This window comes from Exiguobacterium sp. EF_C8 (assembly GCF_054956715.1).
Window position 1 is genome coordinate 1,004,622 of sequence record NZ_CM143264.1, and the last position, 13,042, is coordinate 1,017,663.

At 47.9% G+C, this 13,042-nt stretch carries 15 protein-coding genes; 12 read left to right on the forward strand and 3 right to left on the reverse strand.

Annotation, left to right across the window (positions count from 1 at the left end):
- Positions 1-173: 173 nt before the first annotated feature.
- Entirely contained in the window at positions 174-1,298 is a 1,125-nt protein-coding gene (locus ACY2IG_RS05195) for a M20/M25/M40 family metallo-hydrolase (protein ID WP_056060303.1), read from the forward strand.
- A gap of 61 nt (positions 1,299-1,359) precedes the next feature.
- On the opposite strand, the gene ACY2IG_RS05200 is transcribed toward ACY2IG_RS05195, so the two are convergent.
- Positions 1,360-1,539: a hypothetical protein gene (locus ACY2IG_RS05200; protein ID WP_023467629.1), complete on the reverse strand. Its 180-nt coding sequence runs from the start codon at positions 1,537-1,539 to the stop codon at positions 1,360-1,362.
- A 108-nt stretch (positions 1,540-1,647) separates the two neighbouring features.
- On the opposite strand from ACY2IG_RS05200, the gene rnz reads away from it, so the two are divergent.
- The 7 genes from rnz to ACY2IG_RS05235 are packed head-to-tail and all read left to right on the forward strand — an operon-like array spanning position 1,648 to position 6,399.
- Positions 1,648-2,553 carry a ribonuclease Z gene (gene rnz, locus ACY2IG_RS05205; protein ID WP_035409018.1) on the forward strand — a complete coding sequence of 302 codons (906 nt, stop codon included), beginning with the start codon at positions 1,648-1,650 and terminating at the stop codon, positions 2,551-2,553.
- A 3-nt stretch (positions 2,554-2,556) separates the two neighbouring features.
- On the forward strand, positions 2,557-3,453 hold the full coding sequence (locus ACY2IG_RS05210; RefSeq protein ID WP_035409016.1) for a hypothetical protein: 897 nt from the start codon (positions 2,557-2,559) through the stop codon (positions 3,451-3,453).
- Positions 3,450-3,854 carry a DUF4430 domain-containing protein gene (locus tag ACY2IG_RS05215; RefSeq protein WP_462618440.1) on the forward strand — a complete coding sequence of 135 codons (405 nt, stop codon included), beginning with the start codon at positions 3,450-3,452 and terminating at the stop codon, positions 3,852-3,854. The genes ACY2IG_RS05210 and ACY2IG_RS05215 overlap by 4 nt, the downstream gene beginning before the upstream one ends.
- Complete coding sequence (locus tag ACY2IG_RS05220) at positions 3,832-4,551, forward strand: hypothetical protein (RefSeq protein ID WP_056060308.1); 720 nt, start codon at positions 3,832-3,834, stop codon at positions 4,549-4,551. The genes ACY2IG_RS05215 and ACY2IG_RS05220 overlap by 23 nt, the downstream gene beginning before the upstream one ends.
- Positions 4,487-5,440 (forward strand): ATP-binding cassette domain-containing protein, encoded by a 954-nt coding sequence (locus ACY2IG_RS05225; RefSeq protein ID WP_462618441.1) that lies wholly within the window; start codon positions 4,487-4,489, stop codon positions 5,438-5,440. Before ACY2IG_RS05220 ends, ACY2IG_RS05225 begins: the two co-directional genes overlap by 65 nt.
- Entirely contained in the window at positions 5,437-6,000 is a 564-nt protein-coding gene (locus ACY2IG_RS05230) for an ECF transporter S component (protein ID WP_313586897.1), read from the forward strand. The genes ACY2IG_RS05225 and ACY2IG_RS05230 overlap by 4 nt, the downstream gene beginning before the upstream one ends.
- Positions 6,001-6,027: 27 nt before the next feature.
- The gene (locus ACY2IG_RS05235; protein ID WP_056060317.1) at positions 6,028-6,399 is read left to right on the forward strand and encodes a hypothetical protein; all 372 of its coding nucleotides are present in this window, start codon (positions 6,028-6,030) and stop codon (positions 6,397-6,399) included.
- Positions 6,400-6,441: 42 nt separating this feature from the next.
- Here ACY2IG_RS05235 and ACY2IG_RS05240 read toward each other — a convergent pair whose 3' ends face one another.
- Positions 6,442-7,257 carry an SDR family NAD(P)-dependent oxidoreductase gene (locus ACY2IG_RS05240; protein WP_056060320.1) on the reverse strand — a complete coding sequence of 272 codons (816 nt, stop codon included), beginning with the start codon at positions 7,255-7,257 and terminating at the stop codon, positions 6,442-6,444.
- 145 nt (positions 7,258-7,402) lie between these two features.
- Here ACY2IG_RS05240 and ACY2IG_RS05245 point away from each other — a divergent pair, with 145 nt between their 5' ends.
- Positions 7,403-8,863, forward strand: a complete 1,461-nt coding sequence (locus tag ACY2IG_RS05245) for an MDR family MFS transporter (protein WP_426272890.1) — start codon at positions 7,403-7,405, stop codon at positions 8,861-8,863.
- Positions 8,864-8,906: 43 nt separating this feature from the next.
- On the opposite strand, the gene ACY2IG_RS05250 is transcribed toward ACY2IG_RS05245, so the two are convergent.
- Positions 8,907-9,785, reverse strand: a complete 879-nt coding sequence (locus ACY2IG_RS05250; protein ID WP_462618442.1) for a DMT family transporter — start codon at positions 9,783-9,785, stop codon at positions 8,907-8,909.
- Between the two features lie 65 nt (positions 9,786-9,850).
- On the opposite strand from ACY2IG_RS05250, the gene ACY2IG_RS05255 reads away from it, so the two are divergent.
- The 3 genes from ACY2IG_RS05255 (at position 9,851) to ACY2IG_RS05265 (ending at position 12,905) form a co-directional block, all read left to right on the forward strand.
- Positions 9,851-11,968, forward strand: a complete 2,118-nt coding sequence (locus ACY2IG_RS05255) for a DNA topoisomerase III (protein WP_462618443.1) — start codon at positions 9,851-9,853, stop codon at positions 11,966-11,968.
- Entirely contained in the window at positions 11,968-12,387 is a 420-nt protein-coding gene (locus ACY2IG_RS05260) for a hypothetical protein (RefSeq protein WP_035408994.1), read from the forward strand. Before ACY2IG_RS05255 ends, ACY2IG_RS05260 begins: the two co-directional genes overlap by 1 nt.
- A 71-nt stretch (positions 12,388-12,458) precedes the next feature.
- On the forward strand, positions 12,459-12,905 hold the full coding sequence (locus tag ACY2IG_RS05265) for a hypothetical protein (RefSeq protein WP_035408992.1): 447 nt from the start codon (positions 12,459-12,461) through the stop codon (positions 12,903-12,905).
- The last annotated feature ends 137 nt before the right edge of the window (positions 12,906-13,042 follow it).

Below are 13,042 nucleotides of genomic sequence, written 5' to 3' on the forward strand. Positions count from 1 at the left end.
ATTTAATGATCCGTTGTTGTTTCGATGGTCTTGCCATATCGTCATGTCCTCCTCTCTCATATCGACTGATTACTGCCATTGTACAAACAACCTTTCAGAAGTGCAAATGGCTGTCAGGATGGTATACTAATAAAGCGCTATTGGATTGAAGTATATTAGAGGAGGTTTTTGTCATGGTCAATGAACAACGCGTATTGGATACGTTTTTAGAGCTTGTCCAGATCGATTCGGAATCAAAAGAGGAAGCACGGATTTGTGCTCACTTGAAAAAAACGTTTGAGGATCTCGGATGTGACGTTTTTGAGGATGACGCTTCGTCTAAGACGGAACACAAAGGAAATAACTTGATCGTCACGCTTCCGGCAACAAAAGACGGGGTCGATAAAATTTATTTCACTTCCCATATGGATACAGTATTCCCGGGTCAAGGAATCAAACCAATCATCGAGGACGGTTATGTCAAGACGGACGGCACGACGATTCTTGGAGCAGATGATAAAACGGGACTCGCTTCACTAATTGAACTCGTTCATGTACTCAATGAGACAAAACAACCACACGGAAAAATCCAGTTCGTCATTACAGTCGGTGAAGAATCTGGACTTGTTGGGGCGATGGTCCTTGATTCATCGAAAATTGATGCGGATTACGGTTTCGCACTCGATTCAGACGGAAAAGTAGGGGACATCATCACCGCTGCTCCAACCCAAGCAAAAGTCAATGCGAAGATTTTTGGAAAAACAGCTCACGCTGGTGTCGCACCAGAAAAAGGGGTCTCGGCGATTACGATTGCTTCAAAAGCCATCGCTAAGATGCCACTCGGTCGGATTGATGAAGAGACGACAGCTAACATCGGACGGTTCAGCGGTGGTGGTCCATCAACGAACATCGTTTGTGATTATGTAGAAATTTTCGCGGAAGCACGTTCACTTGTTGCTCCGAAGATGGAAGCGCAGACTGAGAAGATGAAAGCGGCGTTTGAAGAAGCAGCGGCAGAACTCGGTGGTCGTGCCGAAGTGGAAGTCAAAGTCATGTACCCAGGCTTCAAGTTCGAAGATGGAGATCAAGTTGTCGAAGTCGCAAAAGCAGCCATCACACAACTTGGACGTACACCACGTCTCTTGCATTCTGGTGGCGGATCAGATGCCAATGTCATCGCTGGTTTCGGTATTCCAACGGTCAACTTGGCGGTCGGATATGAAGATATCCATACGACGAATGAGAAGATGCCAATCGAAGAACTCGTCAAAACAGCGGAACTTTGTGTGACGTTAGTCGATTACATCACGAACAAATAAGCTGATGGAACACAAAAAGAGTGTATCGCGACATTGCGATACACTCTTTATCATTGTACGATTAAACTACTTGAGGACGATCCACATATTCCATAGACTCTAAAACGAGTTCTTCTGTACATAATAAGGTCGAAGCGATTTCATCGATTTGAATCGACTTTCCGTATTTTTGCCGATAACTCTCGTTTAGTTTACGGGCTTCCCGGACGATCCGGGCATATGTCCGTTCAATCTTAGTCATGGAAAAAACCACCTTCCAAATCTGAATAGGTACAGTTTACCATGCTTCAACAGACGAAAGGTGTATTTTGTGTATAAAAAATGCTAATTTTACGAAAAGGGGAAAAAGATGGAATTTTATTTTTTAGGGACAGGAGCCGGTATGCCGTCAAAACAACGGAACGTTACTTCGATTGCCTTGTTACACCCCAAAATGACCTGGTTGTTCGATTGTGGAGAGGCGACACAACATCAAATCTTACACAGTCCGATTAAACCACGAAAAGTCAACGCGATCTTCATCACCCATTTACATGGGGATCATATTTTTGGATTACCAGGATTTATCAGTACGCGAGCTGCCTTAGAAGGAACGACACCGCTAACGATCTATGGACCGACAGGGATTAAGGAATGGATGGACGCGACATTAAGGATTACAGGAACATATTTACGTTATCCACTCCAGATCGTTGAAGTCGAAGATGGTCAAACATACGAACAAGATGGTTTCCGCGTGACGGTGCGGTCACTTGAGCACCGTTTTCCGGCGTTCGGGTACCGCCTAGAAGGACCAGAAGAGCGTGGGGCATTGCGTGTCGATGCACTGAAGGCACTTGGAGTTCCTTCCGGTCCACTCTATCGCCGAATCACACTGGAAGAAACCTTTGAATTCGATGGCACGGTCTACGCATCGTCTGACTTTTTAGAATCTCCCAAACCAGGTGTCAAGCTAGCGGTTCTTGGCGATACGATGCCGTGCGCGGCGTCGATAGAGCTCGCGCGAGATGTCGATGTATTAGTCCATGAAGCGACGTTTGCCGATCGAGAAGTCGAACATGCGGGACGCTTCGGTCACTCGACTGCTCGACAGGCAGCTGTCATCGCGGATACGGCGCAGGTAAAAAAGCTCCTCTTGACGCACGTATCTGCGCGTTATGTCGATCAAGAAGAAGTACTGGAACAAGAGGCACGAGAAGTATTTGCAAACAGCCATCTCATGTTTGATCACCGGGTCGTCCCGGTCAAAGGGTAAAAGATGGACTTTCTCATTTTATGGGCACTCTTTTTACTGGCTGCTAGTGGCTTAGCGTTTTTACTTGAACGGCGAACGGAAAAAGAAACATACTTGTATATGAAGTTCATTTTTTATGCGTGTCTCGGCGCCGTGTCGTTTCCAGTCTATGATATTCAATTACCGCTCGGCATCATCATCTTTTTGATCGTGTTGCATCCGAAAAAGAATTCACGTTATAAACGATACATGGCATTATTCGGGTTCTTGTTCTTCCTGTTTCAACTGTTCCTCGGACCGTTTGATGCCGGAACGTTGCGGGAAGAAACTCAACAGATTGGTCGCGTGACCATCACGGATGATTCGTTCGATCGCTTTCTCGCACAAGTCGAACGCCGTGTAGGAGAAGACGGATTACGGTTGGAACAAAGCCAGCTAATGTTCGATCGAGGCGGGAATCTACGGAATGCTTCGTTTGAGATGCTCGTCCAAACTCCGAAACGGTTCATTCGGTACGATGTCAGTTACCAAGAGTTGACCGGAACGATTTCCTATCGACCACGTGAAGAGTTGGCGACGAAATCATTGATATCGTATTATCAAAAACTGATTGATGCGAACCAATCGTTTGAGACGTTACGAAAACTCTCGATGCATGAGATTTTACATGATTCCAAAACCCCCTATGTCGAGATGGACCTCGATGGGCTCTACGAAACGTTTAGTCTACAGGATGCGACAGTATTTTTGATTGATGACAAAGGGAAACTTATCCCGTATGTTAATACAGGGGACGATGTTTTAGCGAATGCGATTCGTCTGACCTATCTGCGGTCTGACGGTCAATCACTACGAGATAAAACCATTCTGTTATACAATTACAGCTTTGAGACCTCAAGGCGAAAAGGAGTCGTACGATGAAAAAATGGTTATTTGCTGCAAGTATCGTGTTACTTGCCGGTTGCGCAGAAGCAAAAGAGGAACAACAAACAGCGTCTTGTGAGACCGAAGTCAAGGTGTCGGTCGTGGATCACGTCAAGGATAAGAAATTATTTGATAAAGACGTGTGTTTAAATAAAAAAGATACAGCACTGGATGCGCTTGAAGATACAACGCTTGATGTCGTTAAAACAGGTAAAGGTGAGATGGCATATGTAACGGCAGTCGATGGGATTCGTGAAAAGTCAGCTGGAGCAGGGAGTGGCTGGGTCTTCGGTGTCAACGGAAAACCCGGGGAAGTCGGTGCCGGGAGTTATGAACTGAAAAAAGGAGACCGTCTCGAATGGCGGTTTGAAAAAGATGCAATGGCTTATTTTGAGTAAACCAGAACGGGAGCGACTTCACCCAGTGAACGTCGCTCTCTTTTTCATCGGGATGATTACGATTCCATTCGTCCTCACACACGATCAAACGATCATCGTGGTCTATCATCTACTCTTGTTCTTATTCGTTCAAGAGCGGACTATTTTTCGATATCTCTTACTTCCTGCTCTCTATGCCGTCATGATGTGTGTACCACTCTTATATGGAGCAAGCATCGATTCTTTTGCCATATATGAAACGACGATCCAGGTGACATTATTCGTCACCTCAAGTCAATGGATCTTCACGTTAGTTCGACTTGATCAGATGGGACCGTTGTTTCGTCTCCTACCCCGACTAACACGATTGACGGGTATGGTCCTGGCACTAATTCCCTCGTTTTTACGGACTTGGCCGGAGGTTAAGATGAGTCATCCTGATGCGTCGCTTGGCATTCGTCTGGAACGGATGGCGGCCTATCATATCATCCCGATCGAAGCGGCACCGTCTCGTTTACGACCGTTCGCGCGACGAGATGTTCAGACCGGAGTCCTGCTAACAATGGGAGTCCTGCTTTGTTTCACATCATGGGCAATCGCTTCGGCTCTGTTGCTACCAATATCATTATTAGTTACAAAGGGAGGAATGCGGGATGCCTATCATGTATACCGACAACGATCGCGAAGAGCGACTGCGACATCAGGCAATCGAGCATGATCAATCAGTCTTGACACCAGAGCGCCTCCTACATGGACGTGTCCGGGACTTGCTTGCGACCGTCTCCTTGTTTCGAGCCGGAGAACTTGCGACCTTACTTGGCTTAGAAGCCTTTTTTGAAGCGGAGTCGAGTGAACTTTCGGCTGGGGAACAACAGCTCGTCGGACTCGGTCATGCCTTGTCTTCGTCACCGAAGACACTTTTTTTGTCGGAACCGTTTCTCTTTCTTGATCATGTCAGACGCAAGCGATTAATGGGATTGCTTGAAGAAATCGAACGACGGTTTGGTTGTCAGATCCATTGTTCGATGACGATCCAATCCGACCTCTCGCTGACGAGTGAATCGGCTGAAACAACTGGACGTTTCCTGAACCAAATCGAAAACGTTCAACATCGTTATCCGTTGCAGACACGCTATGCACTGGTGACAGGGAAATTGTCATTTCATCAAGGCGAACGGATTGCGATCGTCGGTGCGAATGGGAGTGGAAAGTCGACGCTCCTACGTCTCGCACTCGGTGTCGAGCGCCCGCTTTACGGAAAAGTTCGGCGGGCGGGAGAGATGCATTATGTACCAGCGCATCCGATGCTTGCGCCATTAGACGATCGAAGCGGTAGTTTTACGACGCAAAAAAAACGTCTCTTGGACGGTATCGAATGGAGTAAAGACAGCTATTACTTTGATGAACCAACGGCTGGACTTGATGACAGCGCACGAATGGCTTTTGTCGCATCGTGGAAGCAGAATCCGACGAATCTGATCGTCATGGCGACGCATGATCCAGTTCTAATTCGGGCAGCACAGCGGATCATCTATCTGGTGCACGGAGAAGTGGCTTTCGATGGACCAACGAAGCACTTTTTACAAGAAAGTCGGTTGTTCGTATGATCGTCGTAACGGTTCTGATCGTTTCTTTGTTCTTGATCATGTTTGAGAGACTTCAGGTGACAGATCAACGATTACGGTTCATCGCTATCATGACGGCAGCGGCAATCGTTGGACGTTTGTTGTTTTCCAGTTTGCCGAACATTCAGCCGGCAACGGCCATCGTCTTATTAGTAGCCGTCTTCGTTCATCCAATCGCCGGTGCTATCTCTGGGATGCTCGTCGTCGTATTGACGAGTTTATTTTTAGGAAGCGGTCCGTTCGTCCTATTTCAGGCACTGGCGTATGCAACGATTGCCAGTCTAGGATTCATTCCGTTTCTTCGATCCCGAATCGTATTGACCGGGTATGGTTTTTTTGCTGGCTTTTTATATGGATGGGTGAGCAATCTCGGTTTCTTGGTATTAACCGGGTTCTCGTGGCAAGCCTTTTTGACATTACTTGTGACCGGGGGAACGTTTGACTTACTTCATGGATTCAGTAACGCGGTATTCATCTGGATATTGTTTCCGATTTTTTTACGAATTTTGCATTCATTCGATGAAAAGAGGGGTACAGAATAGTAACATACCGAACAGGAGGGAAGGCATATGCTGGGATCATCGATTTCGCTTGCTTATGTCGTCATGTTACTCATCGTCTCGAGCGTCGGCTTAGTGTTTGGTAGTATTTTGTTGATGAAAGGTACCATTAGAGGACGCTACGCCGCTTGTTACTTACTCGCTGCCTCCGTTTTCCCGGGCGCCATGTTGATTACCTCATCAGAAGGATTACAATGGCAATATTTACGATTCGAGAGTTCATGGTTCCTCGCGATTGTTTCCTGGTTACTCGTCTTATCGACGGGGTACCTCGTCTCAATCACGGGTGCGCTCGTCGTTCGTTATCTGTATCATTATACGATGACATTTGATCGCGTCAAACGTTATGTGACGCGACGCTTTCGTCATCGCGAAGCGTAAATACAAAAACGGAAGAACCAGATATCTGGCTCTTCCGTTTTTTCATGAATTCGCGTACAGGAGATCTTCTTCTGTCGAGGATTCTTGCTGACGTGCAGGATTTTGGATTCGTCCTGTTACTTCCGTTAGGAGACGACGCGGCAGGAGACGAGACAAGGAAACCATGGCCCGGTTGCTTACACCTGGAACGACGACGCGGCGTCCTTTGAGCATGCCACGGTACCCAGCGAATGCGACGAGGTGTGACGGCATACTCTTGAACGGTAGCGTGATGTTCGCCCGGTCGAAGAAGTTCGTATCGGTCGGTCCTGGGCAGAGACAAGTCACACTGACACCCGAGCCGTCGACTTCTGTCGCAAGTGCTTCCGAGAACGACAGGACATAGGCTTTCGTTGCGTAGTAGACACTCATGTAAGGTCCTGGCATGAAGGCAGCGACCGACGCGACATTCAGGATGCGTCCGAAGCCACGTTCAACCATTCCTGGTAAGAGACGTTTCGTCAAATCCGTCAAGGCGACGACGTTGACCTGGATCGAGTTAATGTCTTCTGTTGGATCGATTTCCGCAAAGCGTCCCGACGTGGCGAATCCGGCGTTATTGAACAATAGATCGACTGTCAATTCTTGTTCCTCTAAGTATTGCACGAGACGATCAACGCTGTCGCTTAGTGATAAATCAGCAGCGAATACATAGACTTTGATCTGATAGCGTTTTTCAAGGACCTGTTGAAGCTCCTTCAATTTTTTCTCATTGCGGGCAACGAGTACACAATCGAAGCCATCTCGCGCTGCGAGAACAGCGAGATCCAGTCCGATTCCACCCGATGCACCGGTAATCAGTGCCGTTTTTCGTAACATAGGACATTCCTCCATTCGAAATCGTGAATCTGAGTCTAGTGTATACCATTCCATACCGTTCCCGCGAATCCTGTTTCATAAGCATTTACTTTTCTTATCACTGGTTCAACCAGTATGATAGAACAGTAGAGGGGAAGTGGAACAAATGAGGAAAAAAGTAACCGTCGCCTTGTTGCTCGCGACGTTTTTAGCCGCGATTGAGGGGACGATCGTCGCAACGGCAACACCTGTCATGGCGAGTGAATTGAACGGGGCGAAATTAGTCAGTTGGATCTTTGCTGGGTTCTTGTTGTTCATGGCGGTATCAACACCGATTTACGGCAAGATGGCAGATTTATATGGTCGAAAACGGGTTCTGTTATTCGGGATCGGCGTCTTCACCGTCGCTTCGTTAGCCTGTGGACTCGCTCAATCGATGGAGATGTTGATCGTCTTCCGCGCCGTCCAAGGCATCGGGGCAGGAGCTGTATTACCGATTGCAATGACGATCATCGGTGATTTGTATACATATGAGGAACGAGGGAAAATCCAAGGAGTGCTCAGTGCCGTGTGGGGGATTTCGGGTGTCGCTGGACCACTCGTCGGTGGATTCCTCGTCGAATCGCTTTCGTGGCGGTATATTTTCTTACTAAACGTACCGTTTGCCTTATTATCGTTTTTCATGATCGTCGTTTACTACAAAGAGACGGTCAGGGAAACGGAGCGGAAAATCGATTACCGGGGTGCCTTATTGTTTGCGCTCGGGATGAGTGCGTTTCTGTACGGTTTATTGTCGGGCAGTGAGTCGGAGACGTTCTTGCGGCCGATCATTCTAGCGAGCTTTTTCATTAGTTTCGTATTATTGTTCACGTTTTATCGGGTCGAGAAAAAGGCGAGCGATCCACTCTTGCCACCAGCAGTCATTCGCCATCCGGTCATTCTCGTGATCAACTTAGCGGTCTTCTTTTCCGCCTGGGTGCTCGTCTCGATGTCAGCGTATATTCCGATTTTTGCCCAAGGGGTACTCGGGAAGAGTCCGACCGAAGCTGGTTTCATGTTGATGCCACTGTCGCTTTTTTGGACGCTGACCGCCATCATCGGTGGACGGACGATTGGTGTCGCCTCACCCCGGTACCGGACGATGACAGGAATGGGGCTGCTGATCGTCGGTACAGTAATTTTATCGTTGATCACGCGCGAATCAAGTGATGTTTTCATCTATCTTGCCGTTTCGCTGATCGGAATTGGTTTTGGTCTCTCACAACCCGTCTTCATGGTCGTCTTGCAGACATCCGTCGATTGGTCACTTCGTGGTTCAGCGACGGCCGTCAACTCGTTCTTGAGTACGACGGGACAGACGCTCGGTGTTGCGATCTTCGGTACGATCTTCAACTTATCCATCCTTCGTTCGTTTGCAGCGTCAGATACGCTTTCAGGATACGCGATTGATCCATTCTTTCAATCAAGTACGGCTAAAACGTTCGGGCAAGACGTGCAGTATGCGGCAGAAATTGCGTTGTCGCATGGATTACGTTACGTCTTCATCGGTGGTGTTCTCTGTGCCATTCTCGCGTTTGTGATGACATGGCGTTTACCGAAAGTCCGACCTGACGATCCACGATCGTAACGAAAAAGCGAACCAGGATGATGATCATCCTGGTTCGCTTTTGTCATGAGGAAGATTGACTAGTGGCACTTTCACGATGGGCGAGCTGTTCACGAATATCACGTTCATTGCGTCGGAGGAACAATCCAATTCCAATCAAGAGTAAAGCGGCACCGGTGATTTGAATCCATGTTAACTTCTCATTAAACAGATAATACCCAAAGATCATGCCCCAAACCGCTTCGCCAAGGATCGTGATGCTGACGATGCTAGCGCTGACACGAGCGAGCGCCCAGTTGAATAAATTGTGACCGAGTAGCGTCGGGAAGACGGCAAGAAGAATATATAGCCACCAATCCTGTTGAAACGCAGCGACGAGATTCGTTGATTGAATCAACGATAATAAAAGCAGAACGATCGACGCGACGGCATAGACACCGAACGAATAGAGATTCGTCGAAACGCTTGTGCGGACGTGTTGACCGAGCAACCAGTAACCAGCGACTAAAATCGTTGCGAGCAAAGCAAGACCGTCCCCGATCAAGGCGCGCATGCCGACGGCGATATCTCCGTAAGCGACGAGACCGCCACCGAACAAGGCGACAGCGACGAACAGGAGTGCCTTGCGCGACGGGTGTTGTTTAAAAAATAACGCGTTACCGGCAAGGACAAAAATCGGACTTGCGGTCACGAAGAGCGTTGAGCTCGCAACTGTCGTATAATCAAGAGAGAGAAACCACAGCCAAAAATGCCCGGCGAGCAAAATGCCACTTAATAGCATATGCCGAATCGTCGACGAACTGAGTTGCAAAAGTTCCTTCAAGCGAATGAGTGGGAGCAACAATAAGGTCGAGAACAGCATGCGGTAAAAGGCGACAGCCTCGATCGGGGTCTCCGCCCATTTGACGAAGATTGCCGATGTTGAAATAAAGAATAAAGCCATGAATAACGTAAAATAGGGCATGGGTACCTCCACATGTCTGAAGTAAGGAAATGAGGGTGAAGCGTGTGCAATTGATCATTGCTGAAAAACCAAAACAAGCTGAAAAACTGGCAGCTCCGTATCCGTCTGTGAAGCGGGACGGCTACATCGAAATCAAACCGTGTGACCGATTTCCGCAAGGGGCAAAACTCGCCTACGCGGTTGGACATTTATGCGAACTGCAGGAGCCGGCGCATTATGACGCCAAGTGGAAACGATGGAACTATGACCATTTGCCAATTATCCCGGAACGATTTGATTACCGACTGGCAAAAGGTAAAAGTAAACCGTACCAAGTCATCAAAAAATTATTGAATGAGCGGACGACGACTTCCATCATTATAGCATCGGATGCCGAGCGAGAGGGAGAGGCAATCGTCCGATTGATCTTACGTCTCGCGAACAACGCAAAACCGTTGCAACGACTCTGGATTTCGAGTCTGACGCCTCAAGCCGTTGACCATGGGTTTGCGAACCTGCTCGATGGAAAGGAAACGGAGAACATTTTTCATGAGGCGATGAGTCGCGCTTGCGCCGATTGGCTGATCGGGATGAATGCGTCACGTGCCTATACGACGTTACTGAAAAAGAAGGGCATCGCTGATGTCTTTTCCCTCGGACGGGTCCAGACACCGACACTCGCACTGATCGTCGAACGGGAAAAACAAATCGAGAATTTCCAACCGGAGACGTATTATGAAGTCGAAGCGGATTTTACGCGATACAAAGGGAAATACATCAATGCGAAGAAACAGACGAAGCTGAGTGACAGGGAACAGGCACAAGCGATCGTGAATCGGACAAAAGGAACCGGCATCGTCGCATCAATCGAGAAAAAGCGGCAGACGGAACGTCCACCGTTTTGGTTCAGTTTGTCGCTCTTACAAACAGAAGCGAGCCGACGGTTTGGTCTCGGTGCAAAAGAGACGCTCGATATCGCGCAAAAACTCTATATCCGTGGTTGGATCAGTTATCCGCGAACGGACTCGTCGTTCGTGACGAAAGAGGAGGCGGGACAGTTCCCAGTCATTCTTGATCGATTACTGATGCAAGCAGAGTATAGCCCGATCAAGGATGTCCTGACGAACAATCCAGCTAACGATAAACGCTACGTCAATTCGGCAAAGGTCAGCGATCACTATGCGATCATTCCAACAGAAGAGGCGGGTGCCGTTGCCAAGCTCTCGGGACGAGATGCGCAAGTCTATGACTTGATTGTCCGTCGATTCCTTGCCGCCTTTGCACCGGACGCTGTCTCGGAGAAGACAGAAATCGTAACGACACGCGAGATGGACCGCTTTTTGACACGTGGCAGTCGGACGATTGATCCGGGCTTTAAACAGGTCTTACAAATCGAATCGAAGGAAGTCGAATTGCCAGCCGTCGAACAAGGACAAGAGATGCCGATCAAAGGCTGTCGTCTGCTTGAGAAACAAACGGAGCCACCGAAACGTTATACAGAAGGGACACTCATCCTCGGTATGAAAACAGCCGGTAAGTTGCTTGAAGATGAGCTGCAAGCGATCATGAAGGAAGTCGAGGGACTCGGGACGGAAGCAACTCGTGCCGGGATTATCGACGGACTAAAACGGCGGGAATACATCAAACTCGTCAAAAAAGAGATTCATCCGACACCAAAAGGGCGGATATTGATCGATGCCGTGACGGGGAGTATTCTTGCTTCGCCAGAGATGACAGCGAAGTGGGAGAGCCGTCTCGAGCAAATCGGTAAAGGGGAAGCGTCTGCCGCCCAGTTCATTGAACAGGCGAAGAAACTGTCGGAGCATCTCGTCGGTGATGCCAAGCAACGGATCGAACAACTCGCTGTTGATCCGACGCAAGTCAAGAGTAAATCCCCGCGTGGTGCGACAAATCGTCCGGTTGGTCCGTGCCCGCTGTGCCAATCAGCGGTTCTTGATCGTGGGAAGTTCTATGGTTGTAGTGGGTATCAAAAAAACAACTGCGGCTTTACGTTACCGAAAACGATCCTTGGTGCTCGATTGACACAAACGGAAGTCAAAAAGGTACTCGCTGGACAAAAAACGAAGCCACTCGAGATGAAGAAGAATGCCCGCCAGTTCAAGGCGATGCTTTATCTCGAACGCGATCAATTAAAATTTGAATTCACGAAAGGGGAAGACTGATGCAATACGAACTGATTCAAAATCAAACGTTTCGTCCTGTCTTTGAACGACTTTTACAGGAAGGGCACCGCTTAACGGTCTGGTTTCCGGATCATATTGAGGTGCAGTCAGCAGAAGGACTCGTCGAAGAAGCAGAAGAACTATTCGGTGTGACAGCAGAAGTCATCGATGATCCACAATCATTCGGCAAGCATATCCTCCTCCCATACTTGACGGAAGTCGAGCACCGGGAAGATGGATTCATCCGCTATGAAGCTGAACTGACGGAGGAGTTACGTCAACTCGTACGCGAATTGACGTTACCGATGTTGACAGAGGGTGACTTTGAGGTGTTGTATTCGTATCAAATCGAGACGGAGACGGAACGCTTCTTCGTTGAAGACTGGTTCCAAGCCGAATTACAAAAACTACCTAACTAGGTGAAACTTTCTTGAAGAGGATAACGTAGGATAAGTGATCGTTATTATTCTATTCATTTGGAGGGCTCATCATGTTCACAGTAGCATTCATGGAAAGCGAACTGGGAGGCGACGGCTTCTTTTCAGGTATGCCGATTTTCATGGTCGGATTTTTCGTTCTCATCATCGGTTTCATTCTGTTCGGAGTCATCTCTTCAGCCTCAAAAGGAATCTCAACAAATTCATTGACGCAACAACTGCGCGAGCATGCAGCGCGTCTTGTCAGTCCAGTGGAATCAGATGCACTAAACTACGTCGCTTACTTAGAAACGCTAACAAGTTTTCCGGTCGAAAAGACGAACCTTGAACCGTTACGGATTGCGACCGGTATTTTAAGGCTCATTCAAGGAGCAGATCAGATTTCTGAAACGACTGAAAAACAAGTCTTAGCCCAGTATTTACGACTTGGCATTTTGGATGCGGATCATTTAGCGGATGAACAGCCAGTTCGGAGCCATAGTCACCACCATCATCATTGAAAAGAGTCCTGCTGGGCTCTTTTTTTGTTGGAAACGATTGAATCGTGACATCTAATTGTCATATACAACGATTTAGATTAAAGTTGTATGAAATTGAAATCTTTTTGAGCAGAATGCTGTGTATCGATTGAAAAAAG